The 21,027-nt window shown below is 43.0% G+C and carries 16 protein-coding genes and 1 other RNA gene; 5 read left to right on the top strand and 12 right to left on the bottom strand.

The genetic code is table 11. The features are described from left to right. Positions 1-28: 28 nt before the first annotated feature. Positions 29-1,249 (bottom strand): S8 family peptidase, encoded by a 1,221-nt coding sequence (locus L0U89_RS16275; RefSeq protein ID WP_234862484.1) that lies wholly within the window; start codon positions 1,247-1,249, stop codon positions 29-31. A 263-nt stretch (positions 1,250-1,512) separates the two neighbouring features. Between L0U89_RS16275 and L0U89_RS16270 the strand changes: the two genes are divergently transcribed. Further along, positions 1,513-2,661 carry an acyltransferase family protein gene (locus L0U89_RS16270; RefSeq protein WP_234862483.1) on the top strand — a complete coding sequence of 383 codons (1,149 nt, stop codon included), beginning with the start codon at positions 1,513-1,515 and terminating at the stop codon, positions 2,659-2,661. Between the two features lie 18 nt (positions 2,662-2,679). On the opposite strand, the gene L0U89_RS16265 is transcribed toward L0U89_RS16270, so the two are convergent. Then, positions 2,680-3,243: a DUF3109 family protein gene (locus L0U89_RS16265; protein ID WP_234862482.1), complete on the bottom strand. Its 564-nt coding sequence runs from the start codon at positions 3,241-3,243 to the stop codon at positions 2,680-2,682. A gap of 385 nt (positions 3,244-3,628) precedes the next feature. Here L0U89_RS16265 and rnpB point away from each other — a divergent pair. Next, an RNA gene (gene rnpB / locus L0U89_RS16260) (RNase P RNA component class A) lies at positions 3,629-4,041 on the top strand. A gap of 14 nt (positions 4,042-4,055) precedes the next feature. Next, positions 4,056-5,213, top strand: a complete 1,158-nt coding sequence (locus L0U89_RS16255) for a sigma-54-dependent transcriptional regulator (RefSeq protein ID WP_234862481.1) — start codon at positions 4,056-4,058, stop codon at positions 5,211-5,213. 185 nt (positions 5,214-5,398) lie between these two features. On the opposite strand, the gene L0U89_RS16250 is transcribed toward L0U89_RS16255, so the two are convergent. After that, the gene (locus L0U89_RS16250; RefSeq protein WP_234862480.1) at positions 5,399-6,412 is read right to left on the bottom strand and encodes an acyl-CoA synthetase family protein; all 1,014 of its coding nucleotides are present in this window, start codon (positions 6,410-6,412) and stop codon (positions 5,399-5,401) included. A gap of 52 nt (positions 6,413-6,464) precedes the next feature. Between L0U89_RS16250 and L0U89_RS16245 the strand changes: the two genes are divergently transcribed. After that, the gene (locus L0U89_RS16245) at positions 6,465-7,136 is read left to right on the top strand and encodes a hypothetical protein (protein WP_234862479.1); all 672 of its coding nucleotides are present in this window, start codon (positions 6,465-6,467) and stop codon (positions 7,134-7,136) included. Between the two features lie 29 nt (positions 7,137-7,165). On the opposite strand, the gene L0U89_RS16240 is transcribed toward L0U89_RS16245, so the two are convergent. Continuing rightward, positions 7,166-9,580: an alpha-ketoacid dehydrogenase subunit alpha/beta gene (locus L0U89_RS16240; protein WP_234862478.1), complete on the bottom strand. Its 2,415-nt coding sequence runs from the start codon at positions 9,578-9,580 to the stop codon at positions 7,166-7,168. A 444-nt stretch (positions 9,581-10,024) separates the two neighbouring features. Between L0U89_RS16240 and ald the strand changes: the two genes are divergently transcribed. After that, positions 10,025-11,143, top strand: a complete 1,119-nt coding sequence (gene ald, locus L0U89_RS16235) for an alanine dehydrogenase (protein ID WP_234862477.1) — start codon at positions 10,025-10,027, stop codon at positions 11,141-11,143. Between the two features lie 104 nt (positions 11,144-11,247). Here ald and L0U89_RS16230 read toward each other — a convergent pair whose 3' ends face one another. The 8 genes from L0U89_RS16230 to L0U89_RS16195 form a co-directional block, all read right to left on the bottom strand. Then, positions 11,248-13,158 (bottom strand): polysaccharide biosynthesis protein, encoded by a 1,911-nt coding sequence (locus L0U89_RS16230; RefSeq protein WP_234862476.1) that lies wholly within the window; start codon positions 13,156-13,158, stop codon positions 11,248-11,250. A gap of 223 nt (positions 13,159-13,381) precedes the next feature. After that, entirely contained in the window at positions 13,382-14,020 is a 639-nt protein-coding gene (locus L0U89_RS16225) for a sugar transferase (RefSeq protein WP_234862475.1), read from the bottom strand. Between the two features lie 3 nt (positions 14,021-14,023). Further along, a complete protein-coding gene (locus L0U89_RS16220) occupies positions 14,024-15,157 on the bottom strand; it encodes a DegT/DnrJ/EryC1/StrS family aminotransferase (RefSeq protein WP_234862474.1) in 1,134 nt (377 codons plus the stop codon). A gap of 116 nt (positions 15,158-15,273) precedes the next feature. After that, positions 15,274-16,428 (bottom strand): glycosyltransferase family 4 protein, encoded by a 1,155-nt coding sequence (locus tag L0U89_RS16215; RefSeq protein WP_234862473.1) that lies wholly within the window; start codon positions 16,426-16,428, stop codon positions 15,274-15,276. A gap of 125 nt (positions 16,429-16,553) precedes the next feature. Next, positions 16,554-17,447, bottom strand: a complete 894-nt coding sequence (gene rfbA, locus L0U89_RS16210) for a glucose-1-phosphate thymidylyltransferase RfbA (protein WP_234862472.1) — start codon at positions 17,445-17,447, stop codon at positions 16,554-16,556. A gap of 10 nt (positions 17,448-17,457) precedes the next feature. Continuing rightward, the gene (wecB, locus tag L0U89_RS16205; RefSeq protein ID WP_234862471.1) at positions 17,458-18,564 is read right to left on the bottom strand and encodes a non-hydrolyzing UDP-N-acetylglucosamine 2-epimerase; all 1,107 of its coding nucleotides are present in this window, start codon (positions 18,562-18,564) and stop codon (positions 17,458-17,460) included. 1 nt (position 18,565) lies between these two features. Then, entirely contained in the window at positions 18,566-20,317 is a 1,752-nt protein-coding gene (locus L0U89_RS16200) for a capsule assembly Wzi family protein (protein WP_234862470.1), read from the bottom strand. 43 nt (positions 20,318-20,360) lie between these two features. Continuing rightward, on the bottom strand, positions 20,361-21,026 hold the full coding sequence (locus L0U89_RS16195) for a sugar transferase (protein ID WP_255777921.1): 666 nt from the start codon (positions 21,024-21,026) through the stop codon (positions 20,361-20,363). Between the last annotated feature and the right edge of the window lies 1 nt (position 21,027).

Genomic DNA, 21,027 nt, shown 5'->3' with positions numbered 1-21,027 from the left:
CAACCAGATTTCTTTTCAAAATTGACTATCAGACACCTGCTACTGGATAATCTCTTCCTTGATAGCTGACAGTCCCGAGACTTCTTGGCAAACCTCCCTTCGCATGGACTATCCCGGCAACAATTGCCGCTGACATAGAAGAGCCTGTCATTTGGACGTACCTATTGTTCGCACTCGGATAAGCAGGATCCCGTATGTATGCAGAAAATACTCCTGTCCCAGGAGCCACAAATTCCACCATATCTCCATGGTTGGAATATGTAGCATACCCTCCAAAATTTGTGCAAGAAAAATCAATCGCGCCAACAGTAATTGCTTTGGTCGGGGCTGAATAGCAGCCGGGGTATGAAATCCCGGCATCCCCAGATTGGTTCCCTGCAGACATTACTACAAATAAACCTTTCGCGACCAATAAATCAATCAAACTATTCAAATGCTGACCTGGGACGGAACAATTGGCGATATCATATGCACCCAAGGCCATCAATACTACTTCTTCAGCTTGCCCATACAACAGAACATGCTCAAGTCCTAACTTAAGACTGAGGAAATAACCGTTACCGTACCTATCCAATACCTTTACGGGTACTATCGGCGCACCCTTAGAAACACCATTCATCCCAAGTTGATTACTACCATTACCTTTCCCTGCAGCGAGAGCGGCACAATGGGTCCCGTGTCCATTGAAATCTCGAAATGCTTGCTGCTCATTGGAAATAAATGAAATAGCACGCTGTGTTTTCACATTCAAATTACTATTACTGTGATCAACTCCTGTATCGAGCACCCAAATTCTCTTGTTTTGATTGCTGGAAGTTAATGGAACTGGTCCACCAACCAACCTAACAGCACAACTTGTTTTATGTATCGGATCATACTTAAGCGCGGTTGGATCGACCACATCACCTTGGTGAACCGGCCTTCCTTGATGGACGGGCCTCCCTTCAATATTAAAATTGTAAATAATGTTATCTGCAACGTTCGCCGCCTGAATCGCCGCAAATTGATCAGAATCTAAAAAACAGGAGAACCCAGTATTGAAAGTGTAAAATCGATTCATAGGCAAGACCCCAAAATCATCGGCTAATCGATCGATATTTCTGTTTATCTGGCCAATTTTTTCGCTGGACTTATCCAAAACTGAATCCGGATCTTCTGGTATCAGTTGTTCATCAAATAGTCCGGGAAGAACGCCTTTTTTGAAAATGACCACATATGGCCTAGGAGAGAAATAATCTGAATCTTTCATTTTGGAAGAATTGAGAAGTGAAAAATAAAATGTACAAAAATCTAACAATCAACAAGTTAAAAAATAAACACGAAAATTCAAGAGCCAAGAACGTTATATTTTGAATCCAGTGGCTATTTGAGAGAAATCGGAATTTCTTTCAAGAAATTGGTTTCCTTTCAGGTTTATATTCTACTATTTGATTCTTCACCCTCCAGATTTTACGCGCAAGAAAATTTTTCCTTATGTTTAGGGTAATTGACAATAAATACCCCATCTAATTTATGCCCCAAACCCCCACCCTCGGAATCCCCATGCAGGAACGCTACCTGTCCCTCGATGTATTGAGGGGATTGACCATCGCTTTGATGATCGTAGTCAATACGCCTGGCGATTGGTCCAACGTATTCTCCCCTCTGCTGCACGCCGATTGGCATGGATTTACCATTACGGATTTGGTGTTTCCGACATTCCTGTTTGTCGTTGGCAACGCCATGAGCTTTTCCATGAAAAAGATGGAAAAAATGAGCCAAGGGGCATTTCTGAAAAAAGTGTTCAAACGTGCTGCATTGATTTTCCTCATAGGATGGGGGCTCAATGCTTTCCCGTTCTTCGAGACGAATGAAACCGGCGGTGTCAGTATGATTGACTGGTCTGCCGTCAGGCTTTTGGGAGTTTTGCAGAGGATCGCACTTTGCTATTTGATCGCTTCCTTGGTCCTGTATTATATTGGAAAAAGAGGTGCAATCATTTTCAGTATCCTGTCGCTGTTGGGATATTGGGGTGTCCTTTACTTCTTCGGAAATCCTGAAGACCCTTATTCCTTGGAAGGAAACGCGGCTTTGAAATTGGACCTTTGGTTGATTGGCGCAAAAAACCTCTATACAGGCGAAGGGATTCCTTTCGACCCCGAGGGAGTTTTGAGTACCTGGCCATCTGTGGTCAATGTAATTGCAGGCTTTTTGGCCGGGAAATTTATCCAGCAAATCGGGAACAACAAGCGCACCGTGAAAGCGCTCCTGTTGGCGGGCTTGATCGCCGTCGGTTTCAGCGTGATTTGGGACTTGGCATTCCCCATCAACAAGAAGATTTGGACGAGTTCCTACGTACTTTTGACGGTGGGCTTAGACTTAATCGTTCTCGGATTTTTGGTACTTATCATCGAAGTGCAAAAGTTCAATAAATGGACTTATCCGCTCGAGGTCTTTGGCAGGAACCCATTGATTTTGTACATATTTGCTTGGCTCGTAATCGACATTATGTACACGATTCCAGTGGGTGAAAACAGCTTGAAAGGTGCGATTTACTCGGGGCTATTTACAAGCTGGCTTGGGCCCAAGACAGCCTCTTTCCTGTTTGCCATCGCTTACATGTCTTTGATTTGGTGTATTGGTTATGTGATGGACAAAAGAAAAATCTACATTAAGGTTTAGGAGGGCTGTGGGTTTTCCCTACCCTTCAATTTCCCGAACGAGTTCCGCATACCAGTCTTCGCCATACTTTCTGACTAGCGCATCCTTAAGGAACTTGTAGACAGGAACGCCCAGTTTGCTACCAAGTGTGCAAGCTGGGCTGCATATATGCCAGCGATCGTAATTGAGTGCCTCAAAATCATCGTATTTCTTGACCCTGATTGGGTAAAGATGGCAACTGATCGGTTTTTTGAAATCGATTTTTCCGTCCAGGTATGCCTGCTCGATCCCACACTTCAAGATTCCCTTTTCATCGTAGAGTGCATATGCACACTCTCGGTTGTCGCCAATTGTAGGTGTGCATTTGTCTCCATCCTTATCGATAACCCAAGTGCCCTGGCTTTCGATGGCCTTTCTTCCTTCTTCCGTGATGTAGTCCTTGACAATGGAATAGATTTCTTCCAGTATTACAGTCTCTGAGTCTTCCAACGGCGCCCCCGAATCTCCTTCTACACAACAAGCACCCTTGCATTTCTCCAAATCACAAACAAAAAATTGTTCCTTGATATCGTCACTGATAACCGCGTTGCCTACCAAAATCATTCTCGTATTTTTTTTCAAATCTAGGGATAAAGGACTACTCAAGCTAGGATGTGAACAACAATGGTCTATAACGAAAAGAACCGCCCCCAAGGGGAGCGGTTCAACCCAGCACTATGAAGAAAAGCTATAAAGCCTTTGGAAGTAAAACAGTATATGGGGACAATTGTTTTTAACAGCCGTATTTTTTTTCATTAAAATTTATTTCATTAAAATTTAACAGTCAGTTTCAAATGTTTTCTGTCGTTTGACGTCGCCAATCCTCATTGAAGGTTATTATTTTGAAACCATTCAGAAATCCGGTTTTTTGATTTCAAAACGGGAAAAACAAGACTCCAAAAACCGGAACTTAGGAACAAATAGTCAGTTTAAATCATTAACATTGCAAAGTGCAAGCCGACTTGTCGCTGGCCATTCCGAATTCTTTCGGAATTGGAAAGAGGAAAGTCCGGGCAACATAGAGCGCCATACTTCCTAACAGGAAGGCAGTTTGTTGGCGACGACAAGCTGACAGACAGTGCCGCAGAAAATATACCGCCCCGATCTCAATTGGGATTGGGGTAAGGGTGAAAAGGTGGAGTAAGAGCCCACCGCCCCGACAGCGATGAAGGGGGCACGGTAAACCTTATGGGTTGAAAGACCAAATAGGTTCCGCCCTGGGACTTGTTCCAGACAAGGTTGCTCGCCTTGATGCGGAACGGGTAGGTCGATTGAGCGCTGGTGTAAACCTGCGCCTAGATAGATGGCAGGTAAATCCCCAAAAAGGAGGAACAGAACCCGGCTTATAGGCTTGCACTTTTTTAAAAAACAAAACCATGTCAAAAATCCTCATTATCGATGATGAAAGAATCATCCGATCCACGCTTCGTGAAATCCTCGAGTACGAAAACTACAAGATTTTCGAAGCACAAGACGGTGAACAAGGCTTGAAAATGATGCAAGAAGAAGACTTTGATCTTGTCCTTTGCGATATCAAAATGCCGAAAATGGATGGCCTCGAAGTTTTGGAAAGGGCCGCCGAATTAGAGCGTCAACCGCAATTTATCATGATCTCGGCACATGGCTCGATCGAAACGGCAGTCGAGGCTACCAAAAAGGGTGCTTTTGATTTTGTACCAAAGCCCCCCGACCTCAATAGGCTGCTGCTCACAGTCAGAAATGCACTGGAAAAGAAGAATCTCGTATCCGAGACCAAGGTTCTTAGAAAAAAGCTTTCCCAAAAGCTCGATATGGTGGGCGAGTCGTCCGAGATCAAGCATGTGAAACAGACAATTGAGAAAGTTGCGCCGACCGACGCAAGGGTGCTAATCACCGGCCCAAACGGTACCGGCAAAGAACTCGTCGCCCACTGGCTCCACCAAAAAAGCAACCGATCAAATGAGGCTTTTGTAGCCGTAAACTGCGCGGCGATCCCTGCAGAATTGATCGAGAGCGAACTTTTTGGGCATGAAAAGGGCTCCTTTACCTCTGCGGTAAAACAAAGGATAGGCAAATTTGAGCAAGCTGACAAGGGCACCTTGTTTCTGGACGAAGTTGGAGACATGAGTCTATCAGCCCAGTCCAAAGTACTGAGAGCATTGCAGGAAAATAAAATTACCCGTGTGGGAGGTGATAAGGATATCAAAGTGGACGTCCGTGTCTTGGCAGCCACCAATAAAGATCTCAAAAAGGCCATCGAGGACGGTACTTTTAGGGAAGATCTTTACCATAGATTGAGTGTAATCCTTATTCAAGTTCCTGCGCTCAAAGACAGAAAAGAAGATATCCCACTTTTGGTGGAAAAATTCTTGGATGACATAGCTAAAGAGTATGGCACGGCCAAAAAAGACATCTCCCCTGCTGCAGTTGCTAAGCTACAGGAATTTCCCTGGACCGGGAATATAAGGGAACTCAGAAATGTGGTGGAGAGACTGGTGATCTTGGGTGAAAAAACCATCAGTCTGGACGACGTGAAAAAATATGCTGACTATTGACGGTCAGCACATTTTTTATCCTTTGATTTCTTTACTGACGGGCGCCTTGGCATAGGCAGGGCAGGGTTTGCTAGAGGCACAGGCTCCCAAAGAGAGGAGGCCGATAGCCATTACAACAATTGCAATTCTTTTCATATGGGTTAAGTTTAAAGCCAAATATGTTTAATTCTGAAGGGATTACAAAATTAATTGAGCAATAAATTGCATCCGCGAATTTCGCTGTTATCAAATCGCCCCAAAATCTCCACTTTTCCTTCCGTATCTACCTTTCCCAAATCCTGCGTTTCGATAAATGCACAAGAATGAAAATTGGCGAGATCGATGACATTGATACCACCTTGGGAGCGATTAGCTGGAGAAAATGGATCATTGACATCCCTCAAGAAAACGCGCATGGTAGGGGCTAAAGTATATTTTCCCTCTCCTTTTGAATACGCTTGTGACATCAGTTCCGTCATTCCATATTCGGAATGAACTGAATCCACTCCAAATGCCATTTTGTATATGTCATGCACTTCCTCGCGAATCATTTCCCTCCTTCTCCCCTTCATCCCGCCGGTTTCCATGACTATCAAGTTATCGGCCTCTGGGATTGTCATCCCTGATTCGGCCAGGTCTAGCAGTCCAAAAGTTACCCCAAGCAGCAATATCCTTCGGGAGTCTTCCTTGAGCAATGCGATCTTATCGAGCAGTTCTTGATGGTTGTAGAGGTAAAAACCTGAATGGGGCGATTTTGATTTTTTGATCAGAAAATCGGCCATACTTACGAGTGAACTGCCTTTTCTTTCCAAATATGAAGGTAACAATGCGAGTACGTGATAGTCCTCAATGCCGCCGTATTCCTTTTCAAATAGATTCAGGGAATGATGCAAGTAAAATTCCGACGACCAAACGTGGTGCTTGCTCGTTATCATGCCGGTCGTGCCACTACTAGAGTAATAGCTCTCAAACAGCCGAATTGGTCCAGAAACCACAGGATGCGTTTTAAAAAAACCTATCGGCAAAAAAGGAATTTCCTCAATTTTCTTGATATCAGTTGGCCTGATTTTCCGGACCTTTAAATACTCTTTGTAAACCGGATTGTTGGCTGATTGAAACCTGAATAGGTTTAGGCCTACTTCCTCAAAATCCAAAACTTCTCCATTCAAGATTTTTTCTTGAAAACTTTTAAAATAGATAAGCGTTTCATTAATTGTCATCCAGAAATTTTGGAATTTTAAAGCGAAAAGATTCCTGCAAAATTAAATCGACATGGCTTACCAAAAAAAGCATTTTCTGTATTTGGGTATTTTAGCTTTGGTAGGATCTTGTATTTCCCCACCTGACAATTTTCCTACCACCCCGGAAATTTCATTTAGGGATATTCGTTTTTCCCCAAGTGACGGAGTTGACTCACTGATCATCTCTGTCAAATTCAAAGACGCGGAGGGAGATTTGGGCCTTAATGCAAATGAAATTGATCCCCCTTTTCAACCTGTAACCTATCAAAGAGATAATTTGGGGAATCTGATAGTTTACAGCAAGAGACCACCCGAAGCTCCTTCCTTCAATCCGATTGATTGGGTTATCAATCCCATCATAAATAACGCAGTAGTCAGGGACACCGTGTGGGTGGTTCAAAACCCCAACCACAACAACATTTTCGTAAGATTCTTTATCAAAAGAAACGGCGTATTCTCGGAATTCAAATGGGAACAGGCACCGTTTTATACAACATTCAATGGAAGGTTTCCAAGGGTAAGCAATAACACGGGAGCCCAACCTATAGAAGGCAGTATTCTATATGCGATGCAATCATTTGGATGGAACTCAATCTTCCGAAATGACACCCTTCGGATTGATGTTGAAATCCAGGATCGGGCACTAAACCGCAGCAATTTGGTCTCGAGTCCCGAAGTCACACTGAATCAGATCAGAAAATAGAAAAGGTGCTTTTTGGGCACCTTTTTTTGTCACAAAGCTGGAAATCTATTTGGGTCCGCCTCGTGCATGATCTGATAGGCCTTCTCCACCACATCTTCTACAGATGGTTTTGAAAAATAATCGCCGTCACTTGAGTAGGCAGGCCGATGTGCTTTCGCTGCAATTGTGACAGGCTCTGCATCTAAGTAGTAATATGCTTTTTGCTCCTCCAAGACCTGTTGCATCATAAAGGCGGAGGCACCTCCTGGCACATCTTCATCCGCAAAAATCACACGGTTTGTCTTTTTGATCGATTCAACTATAAAATGATTCAGATCAAAAGGGAGTAGTGTCTGAACATCTATCACTTCGATATCGATGCCCATTTCGTGCAAATCCTTGGCAGCATCCATCACAATTCGGCACATAGAACCGTAGGTCACCACGGTGATATCTTTACCCGTCTTAAGGATTTCTGGTTTGCCCATTGGCACTGTGAATTCGCCAATATTTGCTGGCATCTTTTCCTTCAAACGATAACCATTTAGGCACTCGATCACCAAAGCGGGTTCATCTGCCCGCATAAGGGTATTATACATTCCAGCTGCCTGCGTCATATTTCTTGGAACGCAGATCAACATTCCTCGCAAAGAATGTAGCAACATGCCCATCGGGGAACCTGCATGCCATACTCCTTCCAATCTATGCCCGCGAGTCCTAACGATAACAGGAGCCTTCTGCCCACCTTTCGTCCGATATTGTAAGGATGCAAGGTCATCCGATAAAGTCATCAACGCATAGTGGATATAGTCAAGGTATTGGATCTCGGCCATTGGCCTCAGGCCTCTGAGCGCAGTCCCAATTCCCTGACCGATGATGGTGCATTCCCGGATACTTGTGTCTGTGACGCGAGATTCTCCATATTTTGCTTGAAGACCCGCAAAAGCTTGGTTGACATCCCCAATTTTGCCCACATCTTCCCCGAATGCGAGGAAGCGCGGATCTGATTTCAACAAATGGTCAAAACATGCTTGCAAAACCTCCCTTCCGTCGACCATCGGGGAATCGACGTTGAATTGCACGGGGATTTCGTCGATTTTTGAAACCTGACAATCTGATTCACTGTAGAGATGGCTGTTGTACCTGTCTTCATTGAGTTCTGACAGGTCTTTTAGCCAAGTCCGAATTGGGGTTTTATTTTCTTCAGGCTCTGTACGCAACATCCATAGTGCTCTCCTGGCGGTGCTGATCACATCTTTTCTAATTGGATTGAGGGTTTTGGACAGATCATCGGCCATTTGCTCCAAATGCACTTTGTGGACCGATGCCATTGACGCTTGCCTTATCAACGCCACTGCATCATTCAACTCACCCTTAATTTCCTTTGAAAACGCATTCCATGCAGCCTCTTTTTCAGATTTAACATACTGCTTAGCTTCTTGGTCAATCTTGTCCAACTCCTCGTGCGTGGCAATGGAATGTGAAACCAAATAATCACGGAACCTCAGTATGCAATCGTATTCACGCTCCCACTCCAACCTTTCCTTGGATTTATATCTCTCATGTGAACCTGATGTGGAGTGCCCTTGCGGCTGGGTCATTTCGATTACGTGAATGATTACAGGGACGTGTTCTTCCCTTGCTATCCGTGCAGCATTGCTGTACGCGCGGTCCAAACCTTCGACATCCCAACCTTTCACCACAAAGATCTCGTAACCCTTCTGGTCATCATTCCTTTGGAATCCTCTCAATACATCCGAAATGCTACACTTTGTCGTGTGGTATTCATTCGGTACAGAAATACCATACCCGTCATCCCACACCGAAACAACCATCGGTACCTGAAGCACACCTGCTGCATTGATTGTCTCAAAAAACATACCCTCTGAGGTAGAAGCATTGCCAATTGTACCCCAGGCTACCTCATTGCCATTATCGCTGAATTGGGTCAGGGATCTCAACTCCGGATTCTGACGGTACAATTTCGAAGCATATGCCAAACCGAGTAATTTGGGCATTTGGCCAGCTGTTGGAGAAATATCCGCAGCCGAGTTCTTCATTTTCATAAGATCCTTCCAGGTACCATCTTCGTTCAAGGAACGTGTCGCAAAGTGACCGTTCATCAATCTTCCCCCTGACGCAGGATCTAAGTTTACATCTGTGTGCGCATACAATTGAGCAAAATATTCCCTTACATTGGATTGACCGATTGCAAACATAAAGGTCTGGTCCCTGTAGTATCCCGAGCGGAAATCACCATCCCTGAAATAGCGTGCCATGGCCAATTGGGCAAGTTCTTTGCCATCTCCAAAAATCCCAAACTTCGCCTTACCCATAAATACTTCCTTTCTGCCCATCAACGAAGCCTGCCTACTTTCTTGGGCAATTCGGTAGTCGCGAAGGAGTATCTCTCTATCGGAAATCTTATGGGCCCTATGTTTGGAAAATGTTGCCACTTTTGTCATTTTTATTTAATCTCTTTGTTATTTGGGTATAGCGCTTTTTGCAAGCAGTCATTTCAAAAATAAATAAATTCAAAGTCTTTGCAAACCTGAGTACAAAATTTTTTTAAATGTTTTTTCAAACTTGTTTTAAAAAAATAAATAAAATTCAATTTTAACAGAATAAAATTCTTCATTTCTCTCAATCGGTATTTTAAAAGATTTATAAACCCAGATTTCACCAACGTTTATAAATGCAAAATCCGAAAAAATAAAATCTTCAAAATATTACTTTCCAAAAATTACAAAATCGAAATTTTAGTAAATATATTGTCGTTTTTCAAAACAAAATTTCATTTTCAACAATGTATGGACTTTGATTCAAAATAAGTATAATGATTTCGAACTCGATTCAGAATACCTCATTATCTTTGCAAACTACTCAAATAAAACCCAAATTTTAACAATATGATAATTGGTGTTCCAAAGGAAATCAAAAACAATGAGAACCGGGTGGCGCTGACACCTGCAGGTGCAAAAGAGCTTGTAAAAAGAGGTCATCAGGTATATGTACAACATTCGGCGGGCGTTGGCAGTGGCTTTCAAGACGAAGAATACACAACAGCCGGTGCGACGATTCTTCCTACTATAGAGGAAACTTATAGAATCGCAGAAATGATCATCAAGGTCAAAGAACCCATCGAGCCGGAATATAAGCTGATAAAAGAAAATCAATTACTATTTACTTATTTCCACTTTGCTTCTTATGAGCCGCTCACAAAGGCAATGGTAGCGAGCAAAGCGGTTTGCCTCGCATACGAGACCGTTGAGAAAGCAGACAGAAGCCTGCCTCTGTTGGTGCCAATGTCCGAGGTTGCAGGACGGATGGCGATCCAAAAAGGGGCTAACTACCTTGAGAAACCTCTGAAAGGAAGAGGAATTCTTCTCGGGGGTGTACCTGGCGTGCTGCCCGCAAAAGTACTTATACTGGGCGGTGGAATCGTTGGAACGCAGGCTGCATGGATGGCCGCAGGGTTGGGTGCAGATGTCACTATAATGGATGTTTCCCTACCACGAATGAGGTATCTCGCAGATGTAATGCCCGCAAACGTGAAAACAATGATGTCCAATGAATACAACATCAGGGAAATGGTAAAACACGCTGACCTTATTGTGGGAGCTGTATTGATTCCAGGAGCGAAAGCACCTCACTTGATTACGAAGGACATGCTTAAACTGATGAAACCAGGTACGGTATTGGTCGATGTAGCGGTGGACCAGGGAGGATGCATCGAAACATGCAAACCTACCACACACGAAAATCCCACCTACATCATCGATGACGTTGTGCATTACTGTGTCGCCAATATGCCCGGTGCTGTACCCTACACTTCAACTTTGGCGCTTACAAATGCGACATTACCTTATGCAATTCAGTTAGCTGACAAAGGCTGGAAAAAAGCCTCCCAGGATAATCCGGACTTGGTCCCAGGCTTGAATGTGATCAACGGTGAAATCGTTTACAAGGCCGTTGCGGAGGCGTTCAACATGCCTTACACGGACGTTGAAAAATATTTGGCGGATTAAGCGTAAAAACGCCACAAAAAGAAAAAGCTCCCTATCTTGGATGGGGAGCTTTTCTTTGACAGTGGTATTAAATCCTGGGAAGTTATACGATTTGTTAACTAGACTTAATTAAGTCGATCCAACACTTCGAACCTTGAGACATTGCTTTTAAACTCAGGTATTATGGATTTAAGGTGGAATACAAGATCGTTGTCAGTAGACCTACCCAGCATTTTTTCAAACAAATCGATCTGACCTTCTATCTTGTAGTAATGTACCGGAGCTACCTTCGCAATCAATATCTTGGGGTGGTGGGTAATTTTCACCTGTTCGGACGAATTCAAAAGTTCTTCGTATAACTTCTCCCCATCCCTCAGGCCTGTAAAAACTATCTGAACATCCTGACCGACTCTCTTTCCGCTTAACCGAATCATGTTAACTGCCAGGTCAATTATCTTGATTGGTTCCCCCATATCAAAGACATAGATCTCACCTCCCTCGCCCATTGCTCCCGCTTCCAAAACCAGTTGGCAAGCCTCAGGAATCGTCATAAAATACCTCGTCACCTCTGGGTGGGTAACCGTAAGTGGCCCACCTTGGAGCAATTGTCTCTTGAACATCGGAACTACAGATCCATTTGAACCCAAGACGTTTCCAAATCGCGTTGTAATGAATTTGGTGTGGTTTTTCTTGTGGTGACTCTCCAAAAAGATGTTCAAGGATTGGACGTACATTTCCGCTGCACGCTTGGTAGCTCCCATGACGTTTGTTGGGTTTACAGCTTTATCAGTACTTACAAACACAAACTTTTCTACCATATAGATCACCGCCAAGTCCGCAAGTATTTTGGTTCCAAGGATATTGCTTCTAATTGCCTCTTGTGGATAGTTTTCAATCATCGGTACATGCTTATATGCAGCGGCGTGAAACACCATCTCAGGTTTGTACTCGGCAAAGAGGGATTTCATTTTTTCCTTGTCTCGTACGTCGGCAAGAATCGCCAAGCTTTTTGTCAGAAAACCCGAATTGCTAATCTCGATTTCAAGTTCATACAATGCGGATTCAGAAAAATCCAGCATCAGCAGCAACTTAGGATTGTAGTGCATGATTTGCCGGCAAAGCTCGCTACCAATTGAACCTGCGGCACCGGTAACCAATACTACCTTGTTCGTCAACTCTTCCATCACCCGCAGATTGTCCAAGGATATTTGTTCACGACCCAATAAATCCTCAATTTTTAGATCGCGGACGATTTCACTTTTAGGGCTGCTCTTTATCCACCTATTTACGGAGGGTATTATGCTAACATGTATTCCAAGTTTGAAACATGTATCGAGAATCTCTTTTTTCCGTTGGACTGAAAGACCCTCAACGGCAATTATTAATTCACTTGCCTTTGCGGTGTTCACCAGCTTGCTTAATTGATCCAAGCCGCGGTAAATCCTAATTCCTCCAATAACTTTTCCGACTTTTTTCGGATCGTCGTCCAAGATAGCCACAACCTCTACTTGTGATTTTGGATCACTGTTTAGAACCTCAAGGGTTCTCAATCCTACCTCACTTGCACCGTAAAGTACAGCAGTCCTTTTCACGTTATTCACAAATCCGGATTTAAGGTAAAGAAACAATTCTTTAACTAACAGCCTGTAGATAATCAGAAGGAATAGGGAACTCAGCGTTGCAATCACCAAAACGGAAAACGGAATCAAATACCCCACGTTTCCGAAGAAGTCAATCGCAATATTTAGTACAAGAATCAATGCAAAATTCACCGAAACTGTCCTGAATACTTGAAGGCTATCTTTGAGACCGGTATGCCGAACAATTCCTTTGTAACTCTTGGTAAACAACATCACGGTTGTACCAGAAAAGGCGAAATAGAGACTTCCAAGGAAAAACCCACTGTTTTCGATTTGTCCAAAATCGAAGTTAAATCTTAAGAAGAATGCAAGCACCGCTGCGTGGAAAAGTAGAAAAGTATCCAGTGAGGCTATTACCCAACGCGGAAGAATTTTGAGATCTTTCAGGAAGTTCATCTAGCAAAGAAAATTATCACATCAAGTAGAATCGAATGATGATAATGGTGATTAATCGTGATCAAATATAAATATTATTAAATCACTGGCAATTTTAATTGAAAATTAATGACACGCTTATTTTACAAAGCAGATTTCAAAGTTTGTGATACAAAAATCAAAGCTCAAAATGCAAACCAAAAGATTTAATAGTTAAATAACTTGACAAAAATCAATAAACCCACTAGTCTGTTGGGCTGTTGGGGCCATCCCCTATATCCGAATTACCTGTGAATTTCGGCATAGGTACGTTTTCCGAGTTGTTGACTCCTTTGCGAAAAAGTACATTTTTGATGGTAAGGAGTAGTATCTTGGTATCTAAGTGTAGAGAAATATGATCGACATACCAAATATCAAGATCAAATTTATCACTCCAGGATAGACTGTTACGACCGTTTATCTGCGCCCAACCCGTAATTCCAGGCTTTACCAAATGCCGACGCGCTTGCCTCTCATCATAGAGCGGAAGATATTCGACAAGTAATGGCCTTGGACCGACTAGGCTCATTTCGCCTTTAAGGACATTCCAAAGTTGAGGTAGTTCATCGATCGACGCCTTCCTTATGAAACTGCCCAATTTAGTTATCCTCTGATTGTCAGGTAGGAGATTTCCTTGGTGATCAAAGGCATCCCGCATTGTCTTGTATTTCACCAGGGTGAACACTTTACCATGAAGGCCAGGGCGTGGTTGTGAAAAAAGGGGATTTCCACGATTTACGGTTGCCAATGCAAGTGTAGCAATAATGAAAATCGGAGCTGACAGAACAAGAATTACCCCTGCCAGAAAAACATCAAAAAATCTCTTGCCCCAGCCTCTGTACATGGGTTATACCTTTCGCAAAGATTTAATAATACCAACGATTCGCTCTTGGTCAAGTTCACTGAGCATTTCGCCACTTGGCAGGCAAAGGCCTCTGTTGAAAAGACTCTCTGCCACATTCCCCCCAAAGTACGGGTAACCCTTAAAGATGGGCTGGAGGTGCAGCGGATTCCATAAATACCTACTTTCAATTTGCTGAGCAGCAAGAGCTTGCCTTACATCCTCGTGGTCAAACCCGGTCACGGCCTTGTCGATCGTGATCGTACTTAGCCATCTATTGCTTCTCACTCCTTCGGGTTCAGCCAATAAATCGATTCCTTCGAAATCAGAAAACATCTGGACGTATCTCTCGAAGATTTTCCGCCTACTTCGAACTTTTTCTTCAAGTTTTTCAAGTTGTCCCAAACCAACTGCAGCAGAAAGATTACTCATGCAATAGTTATATCCGATTTCCTGATGTCTGTAAAAATGTACGTTGTCTTTTGCCTGTAGCGCCAGATACTTTGCCTTTTTGATTGCCTCTGAATCTGAGGAAACAAGACAGCCGCCACTACCGGTAGTGATTATCTTGTTCCCGTTAAAAGAAAATACTCCAAAGGCACCGAACGATGAACAAAACTTTTCTTTGTACTTAGAGCCAAGAGCCTCTGCCGCATCTTCAATCACGGGGATTTGGTATTTATCTGCAAGACTTAAAATCTGGTCAAATTTCGCAGGCATGCCATAAAGATCCACGACAACGATTGCTTTTGGTTTTTTCCCCTTTTTCAGTCGCTGGATTATTGCCTCCTCCAGCAAGACGGGATCCATGTTCCAAGTTTCAAACTCGCTATCTACAAACACTGGAAGTGCGCCTTGATAACATATTGGATTTGCTGATGCACAAAATGTAAACGACTGACAAATAACTTCATCGCCGGGTTTAATGCCAATCAACCTCATGGCCAAGTGGAGCGCCGAGGTTCCAGAATTAGTTACTGCCACGTGACAACCATTAGAAAAGTCCATCAACCCAAATTCAAATCGATCCAGAAAGTCTCCGTAGGTTGAAATGTGGGGAACGGAAAACGCTGACGCTATAAAGGATTGTTCGTTGCCATTAAAAATAGGCGGAGAAAGGAGTATTTTCTTGGACATCATGTGGGTACGAGGAATCCCAGAGAAAAATCTGGACCTTATTTTTTTAATCAAAGTCAAAACAAAAAAACCTTTGGCATAAAACCAAAGGTCTCCATGAGAATCAGATATCTAGGTCATTAATTATCCAACAGACGTGCTTTCTCCAATATTTCTTCTTGGATTTCGGGCTTAGTGGTTACCCGTTTCTTCGAACGTTTTGATAGAATAGGCGGAGATTTTCGATTATTTTTCTTGACTTTTTTGAGTGTAAGATTGTCCAAGTTGATTCCGAGAATAACCGCAGCCAAAACAACAGTGGGTAACAAAACATATTCGCTCCAACTTGAACCGATAAAGATCAACCCAATGAATGCAAGTTTCACGAAAACCAAAGTCAAAGTAACCTCATCATGTCTCATTCCCATCCTAAGGAGGAAATGATGCACATGGCTTTTGTCAGGTGCCATAGGTGACTTGCCTTTCATTATCCTTTTGATGAAAATCCGGGTAGTATCATAAATTGGAATAATTAAAAGGGCTACTCCTGTAGCAATAGGTGCATTAAACTTCCAACCTTCAAAATCTTGCATCGTCCCATTACGGTCAATAAATAAGATCGTAAGAACCGCAAGTGCGAAACCTAAGCTCAAAGAGCCTGTATCTCCCATGAATATTTTTGCGGGATGCCAATTGTAGACCAAAAATGAAGCAACAGCCCCAACTAAAATAAAAGCAAACGTAGCATAACTTTCGAGACCGGCCTCCATAAACCACCAGCCAAGAAACATGAATGTCACCAAACTGATTGAACCCGCAAGTCCATCTAGCCCATCAATCAAATTAAACGAGTTAGTCAATGCCAGAATAGTGAAAATGGAGATAAAATAGCTCACATACAGCGGTATTTCATAGATTCCAAAAAAACCATAAAATCCGGTTAATCTGATATCCGCCATGACCACAACCAAATATGCCGCAATAAACTGACCAGCCAATTTTTGCAGCGCGCTCATGTTGACCATGTCGTCACGCAGGCCGACAAAAAACATCAAGCCAAAGGCCGCAAGAAGGAACCTGATTTCGACAATGTTGGATGAATCAAGCCACGACAATACCGAAAGAAACGTGGCTGTGACAAAACCAATCCCTCCCATAGAAGGTATGAAACCATTGTGAATTTTTCGTCCCCCGGGTGTATCCATCAACTGCATCTTCTTCAAGACCATAATGATGATGGGGGTGAGAAGGAATCCAACCAAAAACGCGGTAACTACTGCTAGAAAAATGATCATAAAAAGAAATTTGCTGCAAGTATATCAATAATTAGGCCAAAATCCAACAAGTTATCGAATCTAGAGATAGTTTGGCCTGATAAAATTGAAAAGTTTAATTTCAAAGTAAAATTATCCTAAATTTATTAGGGTTTGCCAAGAGACCTTAGCTTAAGTTTATGTAGTATATATTGACCATATTCGTTTTTGCTCAATGCTTGTCCTAAATACCTCAATTTTTCTTCTGATATGTATCCCATTTCAAAGGCTATTTCTTCGAGGCAAGCGACCTTTAAACCTTGTCTTTTTTCAATTGTTTGGATAAAGTTGGAAGCCTCAAGCATGGATTCATGTGTTCCAGTGTCCAACCAAGCATATCCCCTACCCATGATTTCCACTTGAAGCTGATTTCTGCTTAAGTATTCTTGGTTAACAGTCGTGATTTCCAATTCACCTCGATCACTGGGTTTGATGTTCTTTGCGATTTCCACGACCGAATTTGGATAAAAGTACAATCCTACTACTGCATAATTGCTTTTGGGGTGTTTGGGCTTTTCTTCAATCGAAACAGCATTGCCTGCAGGCGTAAATTCCACTACTCCATATCGCTCTGGGTCTTTCACATAGTAACCAAAGACCGTTGCTTTCCCTTCCTTATCGGCGGTTATAACGGAGTTTTGAAGCAGTTTGGTAAAGCCATGCCCATAAAAGATATTGTCGCCTAAAACAAGACACACGTTGTCTTTGCCAATAAATTCCTCGCCTATGATAAAAGCTTGTGCCAAACCATCCGGAGATGGTTGTTCAGCATAGGAAATATTCAAACCCAAATCAGATCCATCGCCAAAAAGTTTCTTGAAGCCCGGCAAATCATGAGGAGTGCTGATGATTAGTATTTCCCTAATTCCTGCAAGCATCAATACTGACATCGGATAGTAAACCATCGGTTTGTCATAAATCGCCAAAAGCTGCTTTGAAGTACCTTTGGTAATTGGATAAAGCCTTGTGCCTGAGCCGCCCGCTAGGATGATACCTTTCATGGTGACGTTTTTAATTGTTATTATTTGAATAAATTGATAGGATTATTTCCACAATCCTATCGGCAGTCTTTCCGTCCCAAAGCGGTATGCCCCGGTAGGATTTCCATTTTCCGGCGAGAAGTCTCCCCAATGGTTCTCTCAAGTTATCCGGATTGGTCCCCACCAATTCGTTGGTGCCCAGGTTAACCGTCTCTGGCCTTTCGGTGTTGTCCCGCATCGTGATACAGGGAACGTTCATGACCGAGGCCTCTTCAGTGATCCCACCTGAATCGGTAATGACGCCCTTCGCATTTTTTACCAAATAGTTGAATTCCAAGTACGAAAGCGGCTCTACCATACGAAGCCGCTTATTCGAAATCCCCAATTTGGCCAAGTTTTGGGCAGTCCGGGGATGGACCGGAAATACTACTGGATAATCTCCCGTCCCTTCCAATATCGCATCAATCAATGCCCTCAACTTGTGCTCCGCATCTACGTTTGCCGGGCGATGCATTGTCATCACAAAGTAAGACTTTTCCTTAAGGCCCTCAAATTGCGGACCCTCTGGTGAAAAGAATCGATTCTGATTCGCAATCAATGTGTCGATCATCGTATTGCCCACGAAATGGATCCTAGATTCATGGACCCCAACCGCTTTTAGGTGCTTGTTGGCAATCTCAGATGTCGTGAAAAAATGGTCGGTGATGCTGTCCGTCACGATCCTGTTGACCTCCTCCGGCATGCTCAAATCACCAGAACGGATCCCCCCTTCCACATGGGCGACATCGATTACGAGCTTTTTGGCTGTGATGGAACATGCCAAGGTCGAAGTAACGTCACCCACGACAATCACCAAATCGGGGCGGTTTTGGATCAGTTCCTTTTCGAAACCTACCATGATCGCGGCCGTCTGCTCTGCCTGTGTACCGCCGCCTGCCTCCAGGTTGATGTGAGGCTCGGGGATGTTGAGCTGCTCAAAGAAATCCCCAGACATTTTCTTGTCGTAGTGCTGACCGGTATGTACCAGCCTGTATCGGATATTAGCACCCTTTTCCTGCCTTTGCTTGATTGCATTGAGTATCGGGGCAATTTTGATGAAGTTGGGGCGGGCACCGGCAACAATTGTGAGGTTGATCATTTTATTTGTCAGCCTTTGTTTTGAGAAAATATATCACATTGACTTGAGCGTGTGCGGAAAAAAGATTCCTGCCCTTCGGAAATTCTGGGGTACCATTAGCGGCGAGTTGCCACTGATAATTTAAGCCGTTTACAGCAAGAATTTTTGAACCCAAAACGAGATTATCCCATCTATGGTCAAACACTAAACCCACGCTCAAATCAATCCATGGTTTTCTTTCTGTTTGTTGGCCAAAAGCACGGTAATAAAAGTCTTGCTGATTTTCAAGCCTCTGAAATATCAAACCAAGTTTGTTCATTTCTTCAACCATTGAAAACTCAATTATTTGAACATTCGATCCGACACCGATCCCCACTCCAAGAGCCTGTCCAAAGTTTGCAAATGCTCTCGAAGGATTATGGGTGTGCCAAGTAAGCCCCCCCCTTGTTCCCGGATACCGAACATAACGGTTGACGGACTCCTGCTGATGGGTCATTTCTCCCCTAACTTGTAAAAATCTACTAGGCTTGTTTAAGGGGAAAAGCTTCATAAATCCCATCATGTACGCCCTAGCGTGTTCTGGGTTGAGGATAAACTCCCTCCAGTTTAATGCATGGTCCCTCCTGCCAAATTCTCCGTAAAATTCAAAATGTGAAGCAGGGACCACCCATCTAAAGGTAACGCTGATTTGTTGATCGGCACCATCGCTGTCAAATTCGACCGAGTTGCCGTCTTCAAAAAATTGTTCCTTTGTAATCCCCGAGAAAACAGGGAAATAGCTCAGAAACGAATCACCCATTTTTTCTCGGTAAACTTGAAAAGTACGGTTGAACCCTAAAAAAAGGCCTTTCACCCATTTCGGATTATAGGAAATCGAGAGAGCATTGACATACTTCCAATCTCCCGAAAAATCGCTGAAGTATTTCTCGTTTAATGCGGGATGCTGGGAAGGACTCAACCCCGAATCCTCAATTCGGCCGCTAAGGAGTTGAGTCTCGAAATTACCAAGAAATGTCTTTGCGGGTTTCCCTGTTCTTATTGTCAAATGGGGAAATCCTTGTGCATTATTGGAAAAAGTCAATGCATTCCACTGCCCAGGACCCCACCAGATATTTTGCGTTGAAATGCCTCCTTCAAATGCCCCGAACTTTGCCATGATTTTTGATTGTCCCCACCAAATCCTGGTGTAGCTAGAATTACCGAATCGCTCAGGATAGTCGCCATTATTCCAATAAAAAAATCTATCGTTGATAATCGCCTGGTTGAAATCTGCAGGAAACCCGTAATAGGGAAGGTTTTGGGCAAAAATAAACTCAGGTTGAAGCTGGAACTCGATAATCTTCCAGTTGCCGAAGACACCGCCCGACAAATACTGTTGTATACCCTTGTTTGGTATCATGCCAAAATTGCCCCAACCAAATGGACGATCGGAATTCAATTCAGATATCGAAAGAATTGGAAGGACGCCCAAGTTTAAGTTCTCAAAACTAATGGTTCTATAAAAAAGGCTATCAATCGATCCAGCTGAATTAGAGAGTTGAATTGGCCTCAACTGAAAGGATGAGCGCATTATGGATGTGTCATTCAACTGAGCTCTCCGCGCATACTCTTCCAATAATGGAAAGTTGGCTGGTAGATTTTGAGAAATGCCAACCAACGAGCAGAACAGGAAACTTATAATAAGAGAAAAAATCCTCCAGAAGGGTAAAACCATCCTATTAAAGGTTCCTAAGTCAAAAAAATTAGCTTCTAAGTTAGTCTTAAACTGTATCAAAATACATGATTAAAGCTCAATGTTAATCTCTTTTGAAATCTTCCTAAACCAATTTTTTAAAGGGATTTTCAGGTAATCCCTTAAACAGCTTTTCATAGATATTTGAATCCGGAAACAAAACCACCCAAGCCGTTACAAAAATCAGCTTTAGGTCAAGACCTAGGCTTTGGTTATTTTTGTACCAAACTTCAAGTTTTCCTTTATAAGGAGCGATATCTTCTGCATAGCACTGCAGGTGAGGTTTTGGAGAGGATGCCAAGATTTTCTCTTCATCTCTGAAAACAATACTGCCAATTCCGGTCAGCCCTGGAGTCAAATCCTTAATTTGGTTCTGAACCTCCTTCGGATAAAACGCGAAGGTCTTTGTTGTCAGGGGTCTTGGCCCAACCAAACTAATGTCTCCTTTAAAAATGTTAATTAATTGGGGAAGTTCATTAATTTTTGTTTTTCTAAGAACTCTTCCGACTGGAAGTACCCGAGGATCGTTGCCCATGGTGACATCTCCCCCAGGTAGGTTTGCACTATTTTCCAGCATCGTTGCAAACTTGATCAATCCAAAAGGTTGCCCGCCCTTCCCTATTCTTTGTTGCACGTAGAAAACCTTCCCTTCACCCGTCAAACGAAGAAGTGTCATAAGTGGGATCATAATTGGGGAAATGATCAGTATCAAAATCCCAGAAACGATGATATCGATAATTCGCTTTATCATA

The organism is Mariniradius sediminis (assembly GCF_021491425.1).
GTDB classification, from domain to species: Bacteria; Bacteroidota; Bacteroidia; order Cytophagales; family Cyclobacteriaceae; genus Mariniradius; species Mariniradius saccharolyticus.
The sequence above is the reverse complement of the archived record's forward strand: the minus strand, read 5'-3'. Positions and strand labels throughout refer to the sequence as shown.

What these genes read in the sequence shown, in the direction of transcription:
- L0U89_RS16275 (WP_234862484.1), bottom strand. Translation starts at nt 1,249, where the DNA reads ATGAAAGATTCAGATTATTTCTCTCCTAGGCCATATGTGGTCATTTTC.
- L0U89_RS16270 (WP_234862483.1), top strand. Translation starts at nt 1,513, where the DNA reads ATGCCCCAAACCCCCACCCTCGGAATCCCCATGCAGGAACGCTACCTG.
- L0U89_RS16265 (WP_234862482.1), bottom strand. Translation starts at nt 3,243, where the DNA reads ATGATTTTGGTAGGCAACGCGGTTATCAGTGACGATATCAAGGAACAA.
- L0U89_RS16255 (WP_234862481.1), top strand. Translation starts at nt 4,056, where the DNA reads ATGTCAAAAATCCTCATTATCGATGATGAAAGAATCATCCGATCCACG.
- L0U89_RS16250 (WP_234862480.1), bottom strand. Translation starts at nt 6,412, where the DNA reads ATGACAATTAATGAAACGCTTATCTATTTTAAAAGTTTTCAAGAAAAA.
- L0U89_RS16245 (WP_234862479.1), top strand. Translation starts at nt 6,465, where the DNA reads ATGGCTTACCAAAAAAAGCATTTTCTGTATTTGGGTATTTTAGCTTTG.
- L0U89_RS16240 (WP_234862478.1), bottom strand. Translation starts at nt 9,580, where the DNA reads ATGACAAAAGTGGCAACATTTTCCAAACATAGGGCCCATAAGATTTCC.
- ald (WP_234862477.1), top strand. Translation starts at nt 10,025, where the DNA reads ATGATAATTGGTGTTCCAAAGGAAATCAAAAACAATGAGAACCGGGTG.
- L0U89_RS16230 (WP_234862476.1), bottom strand. Translation starts at nt 13,158, where the DNA reads ATGAACTTCCTGAAAGATCTCAAAATTCTTCCGCGTTGGGTAATAGCC.
- L0U89_RS16225 (WP_234862475.1), bottom strand. Translation starts at nt 14,020, where the DNA reads ATGTACAGAGGCTGGGGCAAGAGATTTTTTGATGTTTTTCTGGCAGGG.
- L0U89_RS16220 (WP_234862474.1), bottom strand. Translation starts at nt 15,157, where the DNA reads ATGATGTCCAAGAAAATACTCCTTTCTCCGCCTATTTTTAATGGCAAC.
- L0U89_RS16215 (WP_234862473.1), bottom strand. Translation starts at nt 16,428, where the DNA reads ATGATCATTTTTCTAGCAGTAGTTACCGCGTTTTTGGTTGGATTCCTT.
- rfbA (WP_234862472.1), bottom strand. Translation starts at nt 17,447, where the DNA reads ATGAAAGGTATCATCCTAGCGGGCGGCTCAGGCACAAGGCTTTATCCA.
- wecB (WP_234862471.1), bottom strand. Translation starts at nt 18,564, where the DNA reads ATGATCAACCTCACAATTGTTGCCGGTGCCCGCCCCAACTTCATCAAA.
- L0U89_RS16195 (WP_255777921.1), bottom strand. Translation starts at nt 21,026, where the DNA reads ATGATAAAGCGAATTATCGATATCATCGTTTCTGGGATTTTGATACTG.